This window comes from Minwuia sp. (assembly GCF_048007105.1).
Lineage (GTDB): Bacteria > Pseudomonadota > Alphaproteobacteria > Minwuiales > Minwuiaceae > Minwuia.
Window position 1 is genome coordinate 3,865,779 of record NZ_CP180352.1, and the last position, 20,531, is coordinate 3,886,309.

The window sequence follows — 20,531 nt, forward strand, 5'->3', positions numbered from 1 at the left end:
CCGGCGTTCACCAGGTATCGATATAGGGGTACTTCTTGCCCGTCCGCGGCGGCACCGGCGGCAGGCGTCTCAGGCTGTTGCCGATCCAGGTCCGGGTCTCCGCCGGATCGATCACGTCGTCAATGCCGCCGCCCGTCCCGGCATTGACCGCGCGCGCGGTCTCGTAGGCCTTGTCCACGCGCTCCTGGAACATCTGCAGGCGTTCGTCCGGGTCCTCGATCGCCATCAGTTCGTTGCGGTAGCCGAGCTTGACCGAGCCTTCGATGTTCATGCCGGCGAACTCGGCGGTGGGCCATGCGACGGTCATGAACCCGACAAGCGTGCCGCCGCCGCACATGGCCTGCGCGCCCAGGCCGTAGCACTTGCGGACGATCACGGTGAACAGCGGGGTCGTCATGTTGGCGCCGACATTGAACATGCGCGCCGAGTGGCGGACCAGCGCCTCCCGCTCGACATCCGGACCGACCATGATGCCGGGGCAGTCGACCAGGCTGAGAACGGGGATGTCGAAGGCGTCGCAGAGCTGCATGAAGCGTGTCGCCTTGTCCGCGCCGTCGGAATCGATCGCGCCGGCCAGATGATGCGGGTTGTTGGCGATGACGCCCATCGGCCGGCCTTCGATGCGGATGAAGGCGGTGATGACGCCGATGCCGAACTTCTCGCGGATCTCCAGCACAGAATCCTTGTCCGCAAGACCATGCAGCACGTCGCGCATGTCGTAGAGCCGGACGCGGTTCTCCGGAATGACATGCCGCAGCGGGCGCTGGTCGGGGGCTTCCCATTCGTCCACCGCGCCCTGGAAATAGGAGAGATATTTCTTGGCGGTGTCGACCGCCTCGTCCTCGTCCTTGACCAGGATGTCGACGACGCCGTTCGGCACCTGGAACGACATCGGTCCTACTTCCTCGGGCGTGTAGACGCCGAGCCCGCCACCCTCGATCATCGCCGGACCGCCCATCGCGATGGTCGACGCCTCGGTGGCGATCAGGACATCGCAGCAGGCCAGCAGCGCCGTGTTGCCGGCGAAGCAGCGGCCATTGTTGATGCCCACCATCGGAACCAGCCCGCTCAGCTTGGAGAAGGTGGTGAAGGTCGTGGTGTCGATGGCGACCCGCGGGCCGGTGTTGTCGTCGCCGGGCCGGCCGCCGCCGCCTTCGGAGAACAGGATCAGCGGCAGGCGGAAGCGGTCCGCCAGTTCGTACATCCGGTCCTGCTTGTAGTGGTTGCGCCGCCCCTGGGTGCCGGCGAGCACGGTGTAATCATAGGAGACGATGACGGCGCGGGAGCGGTCATCGGGGAACAGGTCGCCATTGATCGAACAGGTGCCGGCGACGACACCATCGGCTGGCGTGCGCTTGCGCAGCGTGTCCATGTCGTGGCGGTGATGTTGGAAAGCGACGACCAGCGGCCAGTATTCCTGGAACGATCCGGCGTCGGACAGGCGCGCGATGTTCTCGCGCGGCATGCGGAAGCCCAGCCCGTGGCGCTTGGCGACCACGTCGGGCCGGTTCTCGTCCAGGGTGAGCGCGTGCCGGTCGATGGCTTCCTGCAGGTCGGCGCGGATGTGATCCGGATCGACTGCCTCGGCCGCGGCGACCTCTCCGGTGTCGTCGCCCGCCCCGGCCTCGACGAAGACGACAGGATAGCCCTGACGGACGACGTCGCCGGCCTTCATGGTGACCTTGCGCACCAGTCCGCCCTGCTCGGCGCGGATCACGTGCTCCATCTTCATGGCCTCGACCACGGCGACCTGCTGGCCCTTGCGGACCGTATCGCCGACCGCGACGTCGACGGAAACGATGGTGCCCTGGATCGGCGCCCTCAGGCCGTCGGCGCCGTCCGGCGCAGCGGGCGCCGCAGGTCCACCGGCCGGCGCGTTACCCTTCTCCGCCCTGGTCCGGGCATCATGGGCGAACAGCGCCAGCGGATCGCGGGCATCGACGCGTGCGCCGGCATAGCCGCCGGCATCGTCTTCCGCTTCGGCTGCGGCGCCATCCCGCTGGAAGCGCGAACGGAAACCAGAAGCGGTCTCGACCAGTGCAGGCAGGTTCTCGTCTACCCAGCGCGTGTGCACTGCACCGGCGGCGAAATCCCCGTGCTCGATCACGGCCTTGAGGAAGGGGATATTGGTTTCGACACCTTCCAGCCGGAACTCGTCCAGCGCGCGGCCGGCCCGGGTCACCGCATCCGCGAACCGCGGACCCGGCGCATGGCAGATCACCTTGGCGAGCAACGAATCGTAGAGCCCGCTTGTCTCGTAGCCGGCATAGCCGAAGCCGTCGACGCGCACGCCCGGTCCGCCCGGTGGTTCGTAGGCCGCAATGATGCCGCCGCCGGGACGCACAGAACCATCTGCCTCCAGCGTTTCCATGTTGACGCGCGCCTGGATTGCATGGCCACGCGGCACGGCCACGGCTGGATCGTCGAGCCCCAGTTCGCCGAGACTGGCCCCGCCGGCAAGCCGTAGCTGGGTCTGAACCAGATCGACGCCGGTGACGGCTTCGGTCACCGTGTGCTCGACCTGCAGCCGGGCATTGGCCTCGATGAAGACGAAGGGCTGACCGGCCGGTTCGGCGCGGGCGTCCACGAGAAACTCGAAGGTGCCCAGGCTGACATAGCCGGTCTCCGTCGCGAAGCGGACGGCGGCCTCGATGATCTTCCCGCGAAGCCCGGCGTCCAGCCCCGGCGCCGGCGCAACCTCGACGACCTTCTGGAACCGCCGCTGCACGCTGCATTCGCGCTCGCCCAGATGGGCGACCGTGCCGGTGCTGTCGCCCAGGATCTGCACCTCGACGTGCCGGGCGCGGGGCAGGAACTCCTCGACATAGAGGTCCTCGACACCGAAAGCCGAACGGGCCTCGGACTGGCAGTTGCGGAAAGCGGCGTCCAGCTGGTCGGCCGACGTGACAGCGCGCGATCCACGGCCGCCACCGCCGGCCACAGCCTTCAGCATCACCGCACCGCCTTCGCCCAGCGACACGAGGAATTCCCGCGCTTCATCGAGTGAAATCGAATGGTCGAGACCGCGCAGCACCGGAACGCCGGCCGCGACCGCCGCCGCACGGGCTCGCGCCTTGTCGCCGAAGAGCGATAGCAGTTCGGGCGTCGGACCGACGAAGGTCAGGCCGGCTGCTGCACAGGCCTTGGCGAAATCTGGACGTTCGGACAGGAAACCGTAGCCGGGATGGATGGCGTCGCAGCCGGTATCGGCGGCCGCCTTGATCACTGCATCGATGTCCAGATAGGCCGCAGCGCCTGCACCGGGAAGTTGCACCGCCTCTTCCGCCATCGTCACATGCAGACTGTCCCGGTCGTCCTCCGGGAAGATGCCGACCGTCTGAAATCCAAGATCAGTGGCGGCACGAATCACCCGCACCGCGATCTCGCCGCGGTTCGCTACAAGCAGCTTGTCCAAAACGTCAATTTCCTCCCCGCAGCAATGATTAGACCATGCCGCCGTATATGAAACATGCAAAAATCAGATACCTTACCCGACGGCAGTTTGGGTTTGACAGCGCCGAACAGAGCGTCATCATTTGAGTAGCGAGGTGGAGGAGCCTCGATTTTTTGCGGCACTACTTCAATCGACGCCCCAAGACGCCGAAGGTAGGCCGCGCAAGGGGAGAAGACATCATGAAGTATTGTGCAGGCGCGATCGCCGGTGCAGCGGCTCTGGCCTTCTGTGCGACGGCCCAGGCGGCGGAGCCGGCCACAGGATCGCTCACCATCGCCCAGGCCGCGGAATCCACCATGCTGGATGTCACGCGCGCCGCAGCGGGCGTCGACTGGTACATTCTGGGCAACATCAACGAGCAGCTTCTGCAGCCCGATCCCACCCTGGAGGTGAAGAACTGGCTGGCCGAAAAATGGGAGCTTACCGAGGTCGACGGCCTGCCGGTCATCGAGGTCTGGCTGCGCAAGGGCGTCAAGTTTCACCATGGCGGCGAGTTGAAGGCCAGCGACATGGTCTTCGCCCACAAGCGCCTGGCCAATCCGGATGTCAGCAAGTGGCCGCACTATCAGGCCAAGGTCGACCGGATCGACGTGATCGACGACCATCACTTCAAGATCATCTTCAAGGAGCCGGACGGCACCTTCATTCCCGGCGCCGGACTGATGCGGCTCTACGGCATCTCCGAGGCCTACTACAACAGCCACACCGAGGAAGAGATCCAGAAGCGTCCCGACGGTACCGGCCCGTGGAAGCTGGTGGACCGGAAGGTGAAGGAGGAGTTCGTCCTCGAGGCGCATGACGACTACTGGAACCAGGAGCATCGTCCCGGGGTCAAGAACCTGACCATCAAGATCATTCCCGAAGACATCACCCGCGTCGCGGCGCTGCAGACCGGCGCCGTGGACTGGATCGATGCGGTGCCGCCGGCGATGATCGAGGATGTCAAGAACATGGACGGCATCGCCACGGCCTCCCGGCCGTCCGGCAACAACCTGTTCATGACCCTGCCGCAGTACATGGACAAGCTGCCCGGCCGGAACGACAACCCGTTCAAGGACGTGCGCGTCCGCCGGGCAGCAGCTCTGGCGGTCGACATGGAAGGCATCATCGAGAACGTGCTGTTCGGTCAGGCCCAGCGCTACACCACGACGACGCCGGGTTCATCCGCCTATGACGCCGATCTGGAGCCGTATCCGTACGATCCCGCGAAGGCGAAGGAACTGATGGTGGAGGCCGGCTATGCCGATGGCTTCGACGTCAACTGCTACAACCTGATCACGCCGCGCGAGCCGAACATCAAGGAATATGGCGAGGCCTTCTACGCCTATCTCGGCCAGATCGGCATCCGCTGCAAGGTCGTGGGCGAGGAGTACGCGCCCTGGCTGGCCCGTAACAGCCGCAGCCGCGAACCGCAGAACGACGGCATCCTGACCCACATGTGGGGTCATGGCGTCGTCGCCGATCCGGGCACGCCGTGGTCGGGCCACATGCACTGCTACGAGGAAGGCAAGGGCTGGGGCAGCTATTCGCACTATTGCGATCCCGAGATGGACAAGCTGATCGAGGAACAGGCGACCATCATGGATCCGACCGAGCGGATCGCGCTGCTGAAGAAGATCGGCCGGAAGAAGTACGAGGAAGTCGCCGGCGGCATCACGACGTATGTGCCGCTGGTCACCTTCGCCTGGCGCGAAACCAAGGTTGCCTACAATCCGTGGCCCTGGATGGGCTTCTGGCGGAAGCTGCAGGAAATCGGTCTGAAGCAGTAACCGGTTTGCGCAGGCCGGGCCGGTCCGACAAGGGGCCGGCCCGGCCGCCTTTCCTGACGGAGCCCGCCGGCAGCACAGCGCCGGCGGACCGAAACCCGACTTCCGGGGAGTCAGTGTCGGCATCATGCTGAACTACGTCATCAAGCGTCTGTTGCAGGGTATCGTCTCGATCGTCGGCGCTTCCGCGATCATCTTCGTCATCTCGCGGATGGACGATCCGACCCTGCTGCTCCTGCCGATCGACGCCACGCCCGAGATGGTCGAGCATCTCAGGAAAAGGCTCGGTCTCGATCTGCCCCTGCTGCAGCAATACCTGATCTTCATCGGCAATGCGGTGCAGGGGGACTTCGGGAATTCCTACCGCTGGGAACAGCCCGCGCTGCCGCTGATCCTCGACCGCCTGCCGGCGACGCTTGAGCTGGCCATCGCCGGGCTCGTCTTCGCCCTGGCGCTCTCCATTCCCTTCGGCGTGCTGTCGGCCGTCTACCGGGACTCCTGGTTCGACAATTTCGCCAAGCTGTTCGCGATGCTCGGACAGGCGATGCCGAATTTCTGGGTCGGCCTGCTGCTGATCCTCTTCGTCTCCGTCCAGCTCGGCTGGCTGCCCGCCTTCGGCCGCGAAGGCTTCGACAGCCTGATCATGCCGGCCATCGCCCTCGGCTGGTATCCGGTCGCCGCGATGACCCGAATGCTGCGCTCGACCATGCTGGACGTGCTGGATTCCGATCATGTCCGCATGGCCCGCGCCATCGGCGTGCCGAACCGCGTCGTGGTATGGAGATACGCGCTACGGAATGCCGCCGTACCGCTGGTGACCATGATGGGCATCTACTTCGCCAACATGCTCTCCGGCGCCTTCGTGGTGGAGGTCATCTTCGCCTGGCCCGGTATGGGCCGGATGGTGGTCGAGGCCCTGTTCGCCCGCGACTTCCCGCTGGTGCAGGTCGGTGTCCTCTTCTCCGCCATCCTCTTCGTCGTCGTGAACCTGCTGGTCGATCTCAGCTACGGCGTCCTCGATCCGAGGATACGCCATGACTGAGACACCGAGCGCCCACAACACGAACGCCTCCGGTCAAACGGTCGAGCCGCTGGCCCCGTCGGGGGTTGCCAGCCTGATGCGCCGCTTCCGGCTGATCCGGTCGAGCCGCATGCCCTGGATCGCCGGCGGCACCCTGGTGGTGCTGGTGTTCTGCGCCGTCTTCGCCGACGTCATCACGCCCTGGGACCCGACGGCGCTCAACCTCGGCAAGGCGCTGAAGCCGCCGATCTGGCAGGACGGCAGCGTCGCCGGTCATCTGCTGGGCACGGACAATCTGGGCCGCGACATCCTCAGCCGGATCATCGAGGGCGCGCGCGTCACGGTGGAAGTCGGGATCTACGCCATCATCCTCTCGGGCGGACTTGGCGCCATGATGGGCATGATCTCGGCCTATCTCGGCGGTGTCGTGGACGCGGTGATCATGCGGCTGGTCGATATCCAGATGTCGATCCCGCCACTGGCGCTGGCCATGGTCCTCGCCGCGGTACTCAGTGGCGGCATGACGACCGTCATTATCGTGATCGTCTTGTCCTACTGGACCTGGTACGCACGCATCGTCCGCGGCGAGGTGCTGAGCCTCAGGGAACGCGACTTCGTGAAGCTCGCCCGCGTGGCCGGGTGCTCGACGCCGGTCATTCTCTGGCGGCACATCCTGCCCAATGTGCTCAACACGCTGCTGGTGCTGGCGTCGCTGCAGCTCGGTTCGGTCATCATCTTCGAGGCCACCCTCTCCTTCCTGGGGCTGGGTGTGCAGTCGCCGGAGATGTCCTGGGGTCTGATGCTGAACGATGCGCGCCCCTACATGGCCCGCGCCTGGTGGACCATCACCCTGCCCGGCATCGCCATCATGATCGTCTGCCTTGCCGCCAATGTCTTCGGCGACTGGATGCGTGACACCCTCGATCCGAAGCGGCGGCAGCTATGAACGCAAACCCTGCGGCACAGGCGAACCAGCCGGTCCTGAAAGTCGAGGACCTGAAGACCCACATCTTCCTGAAGCGCGGCACCGTGCAGGCCGTTGACGGCGTCAGCTTCCACGTGAACGCCGGCGAGACTCTGGGCCTGGTCGGCGAGTCCGGTTCGGGCAAGTCGATGACCTCGCTGTCGATCCTGCGGCTGATCCCGAAGCCCGGCGCGCGCACCGTCTCGGGCCGGATCGAGATCGAAGGCGTCAACGTGCTCGACCTCGACGAGGAGACCATGGTCCGGGAGATCCGCGGCAAGAAGGTCTCGATGATCTCCCAGGATCCGATGACATCGCTCAATCCGGTCTTCTCCATTGGCGAACAGGTCGGCGCCGCCTTCCGCTACCACGATCTGGTGCGCGGCCGTTCCGCGATCCGGGAAGCCGTCGTCAACGTGCTGCGCCGGGTGCGCATCCCCTCGCCGGAACGCCGGCTGGACGATTTCCCGCACCAGTACTCGGGCGGCATGCGCCAGCGCGTCGTCGCGGCCATGGCCATCGCCTGCTCCCCGCGGCTCATGATCGCCGACGAGCCCACGAGCAACCTGGACGTGACCATCCAGGTCCAGATCATCCGTCTGCTGCGGGAGATCCAGAAGGAGACCGGCGTCGGGCTGATCTTCATCACCCACGACATGGGCGTCGCCGCCAACATCTGCGACCGCGTGGCGGTGATGTATGCCGGCCGGATCGTCGAGATCGGCGATGTCGGCACCATCTTCGCCAACCCCAGCCACCCCTACACCCAGGGCCTGCTGGATTCGATCCCGCATCTGGGACGGCGGCGGGAGCGGCTCTACTCCATCCCCGGCAACCCGCCGGACATGCAGAATCCGCCGCAGGGCTGCCGTTTCGCGGCCCGCTGCCCGCATGTGATGGAGCGCTGCAAGCAGGAATACCCGCCCGAGGAGACCATCGCACCCGGCCATACCGCCGCCTGCTGGCTGGTCACGGAGAAGAAATGATCCTGGAAATCGACAATCTGGTGAAGCACTTCCCCGTCGGCGGCGGCTTCCCCTTCGGCGGCTCCAAGGGCGCGGTTAAGGCGGTCGACGGCGTCAGCTTCGGCATCGAGGCCGGCGAGACCTTTGCGCTGGTTGGCGAGTCGGGCTGCGGCAAGACCACCATCGCCAAGCTGATCCTGTTGCTCGAACAGCCGACCGAGGGCCGGATCGTCTTCGACGGTGTCGATCTGACCAAGCTCGACCGCAACCAGATCAAGACCTACCGCCGCAACGCGCAGGCGGTGTTTCAGGACCCCTACAGCTCGCTGAACCCGCGCATGAAGGTGCGGGATATCCTCGCCGAACCGATCCGCGCGCATCAGGCCATGGACCGCAAGCAGCTGGAGAAACGTCTCGACGAAGTGCTGGAAATCGTCGGCCTGCCGCAGCGGTCCAAGGGGAACTACCCGCACGAGTTCTCCGGCGGCCAGCGCCAGCGCATTGCCGTGGCCCGGGCGCTGACGCTCAATCCGAAATTCATCGTCCTGGACGAACCGATTTCCGCCCTCGACGTCTCGATCCGAGCGCAGATCCTCAACCTGCTGGAGGACGTGCAGAAGGAATTCGGCCTGACGTACCTGATCATCGCCCACGATCTCGCGCTGGTGGAGCATGTTTCGACCACGGTCGGCGTGATGTATCTGGGCAATCTGGTCGAGATCGGTCCCACCGCTGAGGTCTTCGACGACCCGAAGCATCCCTACACCCAGGCGCTGCTGGCGGCCGTCCTCGGCCGGACCCGAAACACGGCCTCAGCGAACAGCTTGTCACAGGCGAGATCGCCAGCGCGCTGAACCCGCCGTCGGGCTGCAAGTTCCATCCGCGCTGCCCGCACGTGATGGATGTGTGCCGGCAGGACTGGCCCGAACTGCAATCCATCGGCGGCAAACGTGCCGCCGGCTGCCACCTGCTGCAGAGGCAATCCGCATGACCGGTGCGCTGTCGGGCTATGTCGTCATCGAGGTCGCCGGCAATGTCGCTTCGGCCTATTGCGGGGCGCTGCTGGCCGCCTGCGGCGCGGAGGTCATCAAGATCGAGCCGCCAGTGACCGGCGATCCGGTGCGCACCCTGCCACCCTTCGCAAAGGTCGGCGCGCCGCCGGAGAACGGCGGCATGCACCTGTTCCTCAATGCGAACAAGCAGAGCGTGGTGCTGGACATCGGTGCGAACTCGGGCCGGCAGGCGGCAGAAAGGCTGGTGGCTGGAGCGGACGTTCTGGTCGAGGTCGGGCTCGAAGACCGGGAACCGCTGGGCCAGGAATGTCCCGATCTCATCCGCGCGATCCTGAGCTGGTTCGGCCAGACCGGCCCGCGCCGGGACTGGCGCGCGACCGATGCGGTCATCCAGTCGATGACCGGCTTCATCTATCCCATCGGCCCCGAGGTGGGACCGCCTGTCATTCCGGGCGGCTATCAGGCCCAGATCACCGCCGGCGTGACGGCCTTCATCGCCATTGTCACCGCGCTGATCGGCCGGGAGTCCGGCGACGCCGGCTGCACCATCGACCAGAGCGTTCTGGAGGCCACGCTGACCTACACCGAGATCGGTCCGGTCAAGCATATCTATGATGGCGAGAAATCCGTGCGAAAGGGCGTGAACCGCTTCCGTCCGACCTATCCGCAGACGCTCTATCCCTGCGCCGAGGGCACGTGGCTCGGCGTCTCGACGGTCACGCCGCTGCAATGGTACGCGGCCTGCGACCTGATCGGCGTGCGCGAGTTCGCCTACGATCCGCGGCTGCAGACATCCGAGAACCGCAACGACAACTGGCGCGAGATCGACGACGTCTTCGTCCGGCAGCTGGCCGCGCGGCGCGCCGAGGAATGGTTCCACGAGGGCCAGGCCCGACGGCTGCCATTCGCGCTGATCCCGACCATGGAGGAGCTGTCGGAACTGGATCACTTCCAGGCCCGCGAGGTCTTCGGGACCTACGGCCTGCCGGACGGCGGCAGCTTCCAGGCGCCTGTGATCCCGTGGAAATTCGCCGCCACGCCACTGCGTCAGGGCGGCACCGCGCCGCGGCTGGGTGCGGATACCCGCACGATCCTGTCCGGACGGCTCGGCATGGCCGATCCGGAGATCGACGCGCTCGCCGCCTCGGACCTGAGAGGCGCCGCATGAAGCCGCTCCGCGATGTCCGGGTGGTCGACTTCACCATGGGCTGGTCCGGTCCTCTGGCAGCACGACATCTTGCCGACATGGGCGCCGAGGTCATCAAGGTGGAGGCCTGCCAGTACGCCGACTGGTGGCGCGGCTGGGAGCACACCGAGGAGACCCTCAGCCAGATGGTCCACGAGACCACCGCGGCCTTCAACCTGATGAACCGCAACAAGCTGGGCGTGACGCTGGACCTGACGACCGAGCGGGGCCGCGCTCTGGTGCTGCGGCTGGTCGAACGCGCCGACGCCGTGATCGAGAACCAAGCCCAGCCGGTCATGCCGAAGCTCGGCCTCGGTTACGAGGACCTGAAGAAGGTCAATCCGTCGATCGTCATGCTGTCCATGCCGGGGTTCGGGTCGACCGGGCCGTGGGCGGGATATCGGGGTTACGGCTCGACCGTGGAGCACGGCGCCGGCCTGCCGCATCTGACGGGCGAGCCGGACGGGCCGCCGATCCAGACGCACATCGCCTATGGCGACGCCTGCGGTGGCATCAACGCCGCGGCGGCGTTGCTCGTCGGCATCCTCCACCGCAAGCGCACGGGCGAGGGCCAGTTCATCAACATCGCCCAGGTCGAGTGCATGCTTCAGCTCGGCATTCACGGCCCCATTCATCAGGGACTGACCGGCGAGGCGCCGCCGCGGACAGGCAACCGGCATCCGCTCTACGCACCACAGGGCATCTATCCCTGCGCCGGCGAGGACGACTGGCTCACGGTCGCGGTGGCATCGGACGAAGAGTGGCAGGCGCTGGCGCGGACCATGGAACGGAACGATCTGGCATCAGACCACCGGTTCGCCAACGCCGAAGGCCGCCACACCGGACACGGCGAACTGGACGCGGCCATCGCCGGCTGGACGCGTGGCATGTCCGCGAAGCAGGCGGCCGAGAAGCTGCAGGCGGCCGGCGTGGCCGCAGCGCCTGTGCTGCGGGGCGACGAACTGCTGGACGACGCGCAGCTTGCCGCGCGCGGGTTCTGGGTCGAGATCGAACGCGCCCATGTCGGCCGGAAGCCGCACCCTGCCTCGCCCTATCGCATCGATGGCGAACGCGGCGCGCTTGAATGGCCCGCCCCCACCGTCGGCGAGCACAATGACGGTGTTCTCGGCGGCATTCTCGGGCTGAGCGAGGCCGAGCGCCGGGAGCTTTCCGACATTGGCATCATCGGCAACGTGCCTTTCGTCCCCAAGGCGGCAAAGCGTGGCTGAAACGCCGGCGATCCGCGCCGTGGACCTCGTGAAACGCTACGGAGCCGCCGAGGCGGTCCGCGGCGTCGGCTTCAGCGTCGCCCCGCGGGAGACCGTCGGCCTGCTCGGCCCCAACGGCGCGGGCAAGACCACGACCATTCGGATGCTGGCGGGCTTCCTCGCGCCGACGGCGGGATCGATCGAAGTCGGCGGCGAGAGCGTTGGCGGCGCGGGACCGGGAGCACGCGACATGCGACGGCGCATCGGCTATCTGCCCGAAGGCACCCCGATCCGGCGCGACATGACCGTCCGCGACTACCTGTCGGCGCGCGCCCGGATCTACGGCCTGCCGCGCGCGCGCCGGCGCGAGATGATCGACCGGGCGATGGAACGCTGCGGCATTGCCCCGCGCGCCGATACGTTGATCGGCCGGCTCTCCAAGGGGCTGAAACAGCGCGCCGGCCTCGCCCAGGCCATCCTGCACGAACCGGACATCCTGATCCTGGACGAGCCGTCGAGCGGCATCGATCCGGTACAGATCGTGGAGGTTCGGAACCTGATCCGCGAGCTCGGGCAATCGCATACCATTGTCTTCTCCAGCCATGTGCTGCCCGAGGCCGAACAGATCTGCGACCGGGTTCTGGTGATGGGCCGCGGACGGATCCTCGGCGAGCGCCGCCGGAGCGACGGCTCCGAGGCCCGCTTCGTGGTCGAGGCTGGCGCACCCGCGGCTCGCCTCATCGCCCTGCTGTCGCCGCTGGCTGCCGGAGACATCGAAGCCTCGGAGGCTGACGGTCTCACGGTCTGCCGCTTCGTGCTGGGTGCCGAAACCGATACGGCGCGAGTCGCCGAGACCGTGGTCGGCGCCGGCATCCCGCTGCAGCGGCTTACAAGCGAACGGGACGATCTGGAGGGCGCCTTTCTCCGCCTGCTGGGCGAGGACGAGGCGGCGGCGCGGGCATCGTGAGCCGCATCTTCGCCATCGCCACCGCGGAACTTGGCGTGCTCTGCCGCTCACCCGCGGCCTGGGTGCTGACAGCCGTGTTCCTGTTCGCCGCCGGTTACGGTTTCGCGACCAGCCCGGCCACCCATCTCGAAACCTCGATGCGGGGCGCACTGAGCTGGATCCTCTTCGCGCTCATGTTTCTGGTGCCCGCCCTCGCCGCGCGGCTGGTCACGCGCGAGTTCGAGGAAGGCACCATCGAACTCACACTCACCGCGCCGGTTTCCGATCTGGAAGTCATCGCCGGGATGTATCTCGCCGGGCTGCTGACGGTCGCGGGCTGGCTCGCCGGAACGCTGCCGCTGGCCGGGCTGCTTGCGCTTTACGGCGATCCGGACTGGGCCGTCCTGTTGAGCAGCTACCTCGGCATCGCGCTTGTGGCTTCGCTGTTTCTTGCGCTGGCGACACTTGGCGCGGCACTGGCACGGAATCAGGCACTCGGTTTCGTGCTGGGAGCGGGCCTGATCCTGGCCGTCTGGTTTTCCGGGGCCCTTCTGTCTCTGGTGCCGGCGGTCACCCCGGAAGCGCAGGCCGCCCTTTCGCTGGCCAACCAGTTCGATGAACTGGCCAGTGGCATCGTCGATCTTCGGGCGATTGTGCTGCCCGTCAGTGTGGCCACCGTGGCCCTGTTTCTCGCCGTCCGGGTCATCGAGACGAGGCGCTGGCTGTGAGTAGTTCGGAAAGGATCTCAGGACGGGACCGCCACCTCTGGCTGGCGCTCTCGGCGTCGAGCCTGGCGCTGGCCGCGCTGGTCGGTCTGCTCTGGCCGGAACTGCGCATTTCATGGATCCTGCTGCTGTTGCTCGCGGCGCTGCTGTCCGCTCTCTGGGCGGCGGCGGGTGGCATCCGGAGCATCCGGGACATCGGCCTGCGGCGGGCGCTGATTGGCGGCAATGTCGCCACGATGTCGGCCATCCTCATCGCGCTGGCCGTGTTCGCCAACGTCGTCGTCAGCCTCGCCCCCTGGCGCGCCGACGTCACTGCGTCCAGCCAGTACACGCTCTCGCCGACCACGCTGGAGGCGCTGGCCCGTATCGACAAGCCGGTCGAGGCGGTGGCGCTGTTCCCCGACACGGCGGCATTCCGCGCGCAACGCGAGGCGGCGCGGCGTCTGCTCGATCTCTATGCTCGCGAAAGTGCGGCGCTGACCATCCGCTTCGTCGATCCCGAACTGAACCCGGGCGCGGCCCGAACCCTGGGTGTGACCGGATCGGGCGTGACCGTCTTCCGGCAGGGCGAGCGGTCTGTCGAGACGGCCGCCATCGGCGAACGCGCCTTTACCGAGGGGCTGATGCAGGTGGCAGGGATTGCGGCCAGGACAATCTGCGTGATGACCGATCTGGGCGGACCGGAAACCGGCGATACCGGCCCGGCCGGACTCTCCCGCGCTGCAGACGGGCTGCAGCGCGCCCTGTTCGCTCTCCGGCCGGTCTCTGCGGCGGCGCCGGATCTGGACGGCTGCACCGCGGTCATGATCGCCGGGCCGCGGCGACCCATCGACGGACCGAGGCTGGCGGCGCTGGAAGCCTGGCGCGACGGCGGAGGTGGGCTGCTGCTGCTCGCCGACCCGCAGTCGCCGGCCTTCATCCGCAGCCTCGCCGAGCCCCTCGGCCTGACAGTCGGCGAGGCCCAGGTGGCCGACAGGTCCGTGCATGTCGGCGACGACCCGCTGACGCCCGCCGTCCTCACGGACCGTTATCCGCCTTCCGAGGTCGGCCGCGGGCTGGAGACAACCTACTTCCCCGGCGCCGCGCCGGTCGAGCTTGTCCGCGACGACGCCACGGAGTGGCCCGGCGCACCGGCCGTCGATGCGAACGGCGTCGCAGCGCCAGTGGCCGTGACGACCGAGGCGGGCGTTCTGATCCAGCCCGGCGGGAACCGTCAGCCGGGTCGGTACGCACTGGCGGCGATCGCGCTCCGCAGGCTGGGCGAGACAGAGAGCCGCGCCGTCGTGATCGGCGACAGCGACTTTGCCACCAACGCCCACATCTACTCAGGCGGCAACGGACAGTTGCTGATCAACGCCGCGCGCTGGCTGACCGGCGCGAAGCCGCTCACCGACATCCGTGCACGTCCCTACGCCTTCCGGCGGCTGGTGCTCGACGAAAGTCAGACCTCGGCGCTCCGGCTGACCAGCCTCGCCGTGCTGCCGGGCCTCGCCCTGCTGATGGCGTTGTTCCTCTGGTGGCGGCGGCGCTGACATGCGGATAACGACGACCATAGGCCTGCTCCTGCTGCTTGCCGGCGCCGTCGTCGCCGTGACTGTCTGGTGGGATCGGGAAGGTGAGCCCGGCGAAACCAAACCGGTGATGTGGCGGATCGACACTGCCGACGTGAGCACTTTCGAACTTCGGCACATTGCCGGCGTCTCCCGTCGTTTCGAGCGGCAGGGAGACGGCTGGAGCGAGGGCGACAACGCCCGGATCGATGCGGCGCTGCTGTTGCTGGCGGCGCCTGAGGCGGTGCGCCGTCTGCCCCCTGACGGCAACGCTACGGCCGACTACGGCCTCGATCCGCCCTTGCTGGAGATCGCGCTCGGCGGGCCGGACACGACGACGACGATCAAGGTCGGCGACGCGACGCCTGACGGCAGCCAGCGCTATGTCCACCGCGATGGAGACGATGCGGTTTTCCTCGTCGCGAAGAGCTGGTTCGAGGCACTGATGCTGCTTCTGCCGGACGCGAAGGCCGCCAGATGAAGCGCACGGCGATCATCCTCACCCTCTACGCGCTGACCGTGGCTGCCATCATCGGCGTGCCCTGGTACATGGTCCATGTCCGGCCGTGGCAACAGACGGTGCTGACGGTCGGCGACGAGACCTTCGACGTGCGTGACGTAGCCGCCCGGCTGCGCACCGGCCCGGCCACGGGCGAAGGCCTGTTGCAAGCGAGCATGCAGACACTTGAAGCGATGGCGCGAGAACGGCTGATCCTGCGGGAAGCGGAGCGGCGCGGGCTGGCGCCGGACGCCAAGGAGATCGCCATGGAATTGAGCCGGCAGGCCGGCGAGACGTCGGCAGGCATGAACGATCAGGACCAGAGGCTGGAGGCGGTCCGCAGAAGCGCGGGCATTTCGGAAGAAGAGCAGATCGCGCGATTCAGGTTCCGGCGGGCGGCCGAAGCGCTGGCGGCCGACCTGTCCGGCGTCGATGGCGAGACGGTTCCGGCGGTCCGCCTGACCGGCGCCGCGTTCGACGACCGGCAGACCGCCGATGATGTCGCCCGCGCAGCAGCCGGTTCCGGCGATCTCGCGGCGACGCTGGCAGAGCGTGGATTGCCTGGTGGCGATCTCGGCTGGACGCCTGCGGGGGTGGACGACGGCACGGCTACCGGTCAGGCAAGGCTCGATTGCGGCGACGGTCCGGTCTGGCTGCCGATCGACCGGGCGCGCGAGAGGTTCCCGGATCTGGAGCCTGTCGTGACGCCGGCCGGCAGCAGCTCGGGCGATTGCACACTGCTGGACAGCATTCCCGGCGGGCGGCTGATCGACGACATCGCCTTGCGAATGCCCGTGGGCAGCGTTTCGCCGCCGCTGCTGACGCCGGAGGGCTTCGTGGTCCTGCAGGTCGTGGAACGGGACGCCCGGCCAGTCTCGCCGGCGCTGGCCGCCGAGCTGCGCCGCAAGGCCCTGGACCGGTGGGCGATGGCGGCGCTTGCCCGGGCCAGAACGGCTGGCGAGGTGCGCTTCAACTGGAGTTCGGAGACGCTTGCGCTGGTGGCGCAGGGCCGGTCTGCGTTGCCGTAGCGTCAACGAGGGTTCAGGATTGGCGGAACAGCGTATGGGGAGGAAATGATGGACTTGCCGGATATCGACTACAGCCAGGTCTCGGCCCGCAGCGAGGTCGTCTTCCGCGAACTGCTGGAACACTGGGCCGAGGTTCAGCCCGACAGGCCTTTCGCGGTCTTCGACGAAGGCGGTTCATGGACCTATGCGGAAGCGAGGGCCAAGGCGGTGCACGCCGCGCGCGGGCTGGCGGCGCTGGGTGTCGAACAGGGCGATCACGTCGTCTCCTGGCAGCCGAATTCCGGCGACACCATCCAGACCTGGCTGGGCATCAACTATCTCGGCGCGGTCTATGTCCCGTTCAACACTGCCTACCGCGGCGGCCTGCTGGAGCACGTGGTCTGGCTGTCCGATGCGAAGGTGGCGGTGGTCCATGCCGCACTGGCGGACCGGCTGGCAGATGTGAAGCATTTCGATCTGGAGACGGTGATCGTGACCGGCGGCGCACCGGTCGAAATCCCTGGTCTGACCGTCCTGGGACAGGACGCGCTGACGCCGGGACCTGTGCCTGCCGCGAACGAGGCCCCGCCGGAACTGCCGGGGCCCGTCGAGGCCTGGCACACGCAGTCGGTCCTGTTCACATCCGGCACGACCGGTCCATCCAAGGGCGTGCTCTCGTCCTACATGCACATGGCCCGCATGTCGAACATCTGCACCTACTGGCTGGGCGGCGACGACCGCATCATGATGCATCTGCCGCTGTTCCACGTCGCCGGCATCGCCGCTGTCACACGCATGCTCTGCGTCGGCGGATCGGTCGCCGTGCTTGAGTCCTTCAAGACCGATACGTTCTGGGAAACGGTGAACCGCCTCGGCGTCACCTTCTGCGTGATGATGGGCTCCATCGCGACCTTCCTCTCCAAGCTGGAAGTCAGCGACCTGGAGCGCAACACCACGCTGAAATCGGTGATCCTGGCGCCGCTGACCGCCGAGTCGATGGCGCTGGCGAAACGCGTCGGCCTGGACTGGTACACGACCTTCAACATGACCGAGATCTCCTGCCAGATCATGTCGGGGCGCAATCCCGAGACTGTCGGCACCTGCGGTCTGGTCCGTCCGGGCGCCGAAGTCCGCATTGTGGACGACAATGACTGCGAGGTGCCCGTCGGTACGGTGGGCGAGCTGATCGTCCGGGACGCCGCGCCCTGGGCGATGAACCACGGCTATCACAAGAACGCGGAAGCGACGGCGAAGGCGTGGCGCAACGGCTGGTTCCATACCGGCGACGCGTTGAAGGTCGATGCGGACGGCAACTACTTCTACATCGACCGGGTGAAGGACTCGATCCGCCGCCGCGGCGAGAACATCTCCTCCTTCGAGGTCGAGGTGGAAGCCAACGCCCATCCCGACGTGAAGGAGGCCGCCGCCGTCGCCGTGCCGTCGGAGCATGGCGAGGACGAGGTCATGATCGTCGTCGAGCCGGTCGAGAACCGGACGGTCGATCCGAAGGCGCTGATCGAGTTCATGATCCCCCGCATGGCCCACTTCATGGTGCCCCGCTATGTGCGGGTCATCGACGCCCTGCCCAAGACACCGACCCTGAAGGTGCAGAAGATCAAGCTGCGCGACGCCGGTGTCACCGACGATACCTTCGACCGCGAGGCAGCGGGGATCGTCGTCAAACGTCAGGATTTCCGGAAAAGCGCATGAGCCAGGCCCATACCGACCCCCGCGTCCCGATCCGCGAATCCGTCGTCTTCCGCTATCTGATCAACCGCTTCGCCGCCGAGAAGCCGGAAGCCGTGTTCGCCGTGTTCGAGGACGGGACAAGCTGGACCTTCGAGGATCTGAAGGCCGAGGCCGTGCACGCCGCGAATGGCCTCGCCGCGCTCGGCGTCGCCCAGGGCGACCATGTCGCCTCATGGCAGCCGAACGGACCGGACGCGATCCGGACCTGGCTCGGCATCAACTGGCTGGGCGCGGTCTACGTGCCCTTCAACACGGCCTATCGCGGCCTGCTGCTGGAACACGTGATCCGCCTCTCTGATGCCAAGGTCATCGTCGCCCACGGTGATCTGCTGCCGCATCTGGAGGGGATCGAACGGCACATGCTGGCGCAGGCCGTCGCGCTGACCGAACCGGCCGGCTGTCCCGACGGTCTGGTCCTGCACGGCCGCGACGCGCTGTTGCCGGGGAAACGGCCCGACGCCCGCGACGACGGACCGCCGCTGAGCCGGCCCATCGAGCCCTGGGACACGCAGTCGATCATCTTCACTTCCGGCACCACGGGCCCGTCCAAGGGCGTACTCTCGTCCTACGCCCAGCTCGCAGCCATGGCGTCGGCCTTCCGCCGCTTTTTCCGGCCCGACGACCGGGCGATGATGCACCTGCCGATCTTCCACGTGGCCGGCATGACCCCCATCACCCGAGCACTGGTCTGCGGCGGATCGGTGGCAGTGCTGAACCGCTTCCGGACCGACGATTTCTGGCCGACGGTCCGCCGGCTCGGCATCACCACCTGCACGATGATGGGCTCGATCGCGAGCTTCCTCGGCAAGCTGCCGGTCACCGAAGACGAACGGCAGACGCCACTCCGGCTGGTGCTGCTGGCGCCCTTGAACGAGGAGACGCGCGGCGTCGCGCAGCGCATCGGCGCAAGCTGGTTCTCCACCTTCAACATGTCGGAAATCTCGTCGGTGCTGGTCACCGAAGCCGATCCGGCGAAGAACGGCACCTGCGGGCGGCCCCGGCCCGGCGTCGAATGCCGTGTGGTCGACGAGAACGACTGCGAAGCCGGGCCGGGCGAAGTCGGCGAACTGATCGTGCGCACCGATGCGCCGTGGGAGCTTGCCACCGGCTACTACAAGAACCCCGAGGCCACGGCGAATGCCTGGCGTAACGGCTGGTTCCACACCGGCGACGCCTTCCGCGTGGATGCAGATGGCGACTTCTACTTCCTCGATCGGATGAAGGATTCGATCCGCCGGCGCGGCGAGAACATCTCCTCCTTCGAGGTGGAGGCCGAGGTGAACGCCCATCCCGACGTGCAGGAGACGGCTGCCATCGCCGTTCCGTCCGAGCATGGCGAGGACGAGGTGATGGTGGTGGTGCAGCCGCAGCCGGGCCGGAGCGTCGATCCGAAACAGCTCGTGGAATACCTGATCCCGCGCATGGCCCATTTCATGGTGCCGCGCTTCGTGCGGGTCATGGAGGCGCTGCCGAAGACGGAGACCCACAAGGTCCAGAAGCACAAGCTGCGCGACGAAGGCATCACCGCAGACACCTTCGACCGCGAGGCTGCCGGCATCACCGTCAAACGCCAGGACCTGCGCCAGAGCGCCTGACGAAAGGGTCTACCGGCCGGTGAAGTTCGGCTCCCGGCCCTCGATGAAGGAGAGCCGGCCCTCCTCGCGGTCCTCGACCGGGGCGTCGAGCCATTCCATCTCGAGTTCCAGCGCGGTCTCGAAGTCGGTGACCAGCCCGCGGCGCATCTGGTGCTTCAGCATGCCCATGGCCCTGGTCGGCCCTTTTGCGAGCCGCAGGGCAAGGCGGTGCGCCGCGGCCTCGAGTTCGTCGTCGGGCACACGTTCGGACACCAGATTCAGCCGCTCCATCTCGTCGGCGCCGATGGTGTCGCCGGTCAGCATAAGCCTGGTCGCCGCCGGAAGGCCGATCATCCGCGGCAGCAGCCAGGTGCCGCCGGAGCCGACCGGCACCGCCCGCCGGGCGCGGATATCACCCAGGATGGCGCTGTCGGAAATGACCCGGAAATCGGCCGACAACAACAGATCCTCGGCGATGCCGTGGGCACGGCCGCGCATCGCCACGACGGTCGGCTTCTCGAACCAGTACCAGCGCTTGATCAGGCGCTGCTGCACCTCGCGGATCGGATGCGCGCCGGGCGGCATCGGCCAGGGCATATCGCCCATCGATTTCAGATCGTCCCCGCCCGAGAAAGCCTTGCCTGCGCCCTTCAGCACGATCGTGCGGACCGCATCGTCGCCGCTCGCGCGGTCCAGATGCGCCAGCAGCGCCGCAATCATGCCGTTGGTGATGGCATTCAGCTTCTCGGGCCGGTTCAGCGTCAGCGTCAGCACGCCGTCCGCGAATTCGTCCAGTACATGCATGTCGTTCACAGACGGTCCCCGTCTCTCCCCAGTGACGGGCCATACTAGAGGAAATCCGGCGCCTGTCAGAACCCGGAAGCCGCAGCCTGAGGACAGGATC

The 20,531-nt window shown here is 67.1% G+C and carries 15 protein-coding genes and 1 pseudogene; 14 read left to right on the forward strand and 2 right to left on the reverse strand.

Annotation, left to right across the window (positions count from 1 at the left end; genetic code table 11):
• Positions 1-7: 7 nt before the first annotated feature.
• Positions 8-3,415 carry a carboxyl transferase domain-containing protein gene (locus tag ACMVY4_RS18750; protein ID WP_416897486.1) on the reverse strand — a complete coding sequence of 1,136 codons (3,408 nt, stop codon included), beginning with the start codon at positions 3,413-3,415 and terminating at the stop codon, positions 8-10.
• 218 nt (positions 3,416-3,633) lie between these two features.
• Between ACMVY4_RS18750 and ACMVY4_RS18755 the strand changes: the two genes are divergently transcribed.
• The 14 genes and pseudogenes from ACMVY4_RS18755 to ACMVY4_RS18820 all read left to right on the forward strand — a co-directional run bounded on the left by ACMVY4_RS18755 (position 3,634) and on the right by ACMVY4_RS18820 (position 19,648).
• Positions 3,634-5,223 (forward strand): ABC transporter substrate-binding protein, encoded by a 1,590-nt coding sequence (locus tag ACMVY4_RS18755; protein ID WP_416897487.1) that lies wholly within the window; start codon positions 3,634-3,636, stop codon positions 5,221-5,223.
• A 124-nt stretch (positions 5,224-5,347) separates the two neighbouring features.
• Positions 5,348-6,262: an ABC transporter permease gene (locus tag ACMVY4_RS18760; RefSeq protein ID WP_416897488.1), complete on the forward strand. Its 915-nt coding sequence runs from the start codon at positions 5,348-5,350 to the stop codon at positions 6,260-6,262.
• Positions 6,255-7,187, forward strand: a complete 933-nt coding sequence (locus ACMVY4_RS18765) for an ABC transporter permease (protein ID WP_416897489.1) — start codon at positions 6,255-6,257, stop codon at positions 7,185-7,187. The genes ACMVY4_RS18760 and ACMVY4_RS18765 overlap by 8 nt, the downstream gene beginning before the upstream one ends.
• Positions 7,184-8,191, forward strand: a complete 1,008-nt coding sequence (locus ACMVY4_RS18770) for an ABC transporter ATP-binding protein (RefSeq protein ID WP_416897490.1) — start codon at positions 7,184-7,186, stop codon at positions 8,189-8,191. Before ACMVY4_RS18765 ends, ACMVY4_RS18770 begins: the two co-directional genes overlap by 4 nt.
• Positions 8,188-9,161: pseudogene (locus ACMVY4_RS18775) on the forward strand (ABC transporter ATP-binding protein). Before ACMVY4_RS18770 ends, ACMVY4_RS18775 begins: the two are co-directional and overlap by 4 nt.
• Positions 9,158-10,351, forward strand: coding sequence for a CaiB/BaiF CoA transferase family protein (locus ACMVY4_RS18780; RefSeq protein ID WP_416897491.1), 1,194 nt, complete (start codon positions 9,158-9,160; stop codon positions 10,349-10,351). Before ACMVY4_RS18775 ends, ACMVY4_RS18780 begins: the two are co-directional and overlap by 4 nt.
• The gene (locus tag ACMVY4_RS18785) at positions 10,348-11,598 is read left to right on the forward strand and encodes a CaiB/BaiF CoA transferase family protein (RefSeq protein WP_416897492.1); all 1,251 of its coding nucleotides are present in this window, start codon (positions 10,348-10,350) and stop codon (positions 11,596-11,598) included. The genes ACMVY4_RS18780 and ACMVY4_RS18785 overlap by 4 nt, the downstream gene beginning before the upstream one ends.
• Complete coding sequence (locus ACMVY4_RS18790; RefSeq protein WP_416897493.1) at positions 11,591-12,544, forward strand: ABC transporter ATP-binding protein; 954 nt, start codon at positions 11,591-11,593, stop codon at positions 12,542-12,544. Before ACMVY4_RS18785 ends, ACMVY4_RS18790 begins: the two co-directional genes overlap by 8 nt.
• Positions 12,541-13,251, forward strand: a complete 711-nt coding sequence (locus ACMVY4_RS18795; protein ID WP_416897494.1) for an ABC transporter permease — start codon at positions 12,541-12,543, stop codon at positions 13,249-13,251. The genes ACMVY4_RS18790 and ACMVY4_RS18795 overlap by 4 nt, the downstream gene beginning before the upstream one ends.
• The gene (locus ACMVY4_RS18800; protein ID WP_416897495.1) at positions 13,248-14,780 is read left to right on the forward strand and encodes a DUF7088 domain-containing protein; all 1,533 of its coding nucleotides are present in this window, start codon (positions 13,248-13,250) and stop codon (positions 14,778-14,780) included. Before ACMVY4_RS18795 ends, ACMVY4_RS18800 begins: the two co-directional genes overlap by 4 nt.
• A 1-nt stretch (position 14,781) precedes the next feature.
• Positions 14,782-15,279: a DUF4340 domain-containing protein gene (locus ACMVY4_RS18805; protein ID WP_416897496.1), complete on the forward strand. Its 498-nt coding sequence runs from the start codon at positions 14,782-14,784 to the stop codon at positions 15,277-15,279.
• Positions 15,276-16,325, forward strand: coding sequence for a peptidylprolyl isomerase (locus tag ACMVY4_RS18810; RefSeq protein WP_416897497.1), 1,050 nt, complete (start codon positions 15,276-15,278; stop codon positions 16,323-16,325). Before ACMVY4_RS18805 ends, ACMVY4_RS18810 begins: the two co-directional genes overlap by 4 nt.
• 48 nt (positions 16,326-16,373) lie before the next feature.
• Complete coding sequence (locus tag ACMVY4_RS18815; protein ID WP_416897498.1) at positions 16,374-18,014, forward strand: AMP-binding protein; 1,641 nt, start codon at positions 16,374-16,376, stop codon at positions 18,012-18,014.
• On the forward strand, positions 18,011-19,648 hold the full coding sequence (locus ACMVY4_RS18820; RefSeq protein WP_416897499.1) for an AMP-binding protein: 1,638 nt from the start codon (positions 18,011-18,013) through the stop codon (positions 19,646-19,648). Before ACMVY4_RS18815 ends, ACMVY4_RS18820 begins: the two co-directional genes overlap by 4 nt.
• A gap of 9 nt (positions 19,649-19,657) precedes the next feature.
• On the opposite strand, the gene ACMVY4_RS18825 is transcribed toward ACMVY4_RS18820, so the two are convergent.
• Positions 19,658-20,431: an enoyl-CoA hydratase/isomerase family protein gene (locus tag ACMVY4_RS18825; RefSeq protein ID WP_416900351.1), complete on the reverse strand. Its 774-nt coding sequence runs from the start codon at positions 20,429-20,431 to the stop codon at positions 19,658-19,660.
• Between the last annotated feature and the right edge of the window lie 100 nt (positions 20,432-20,531).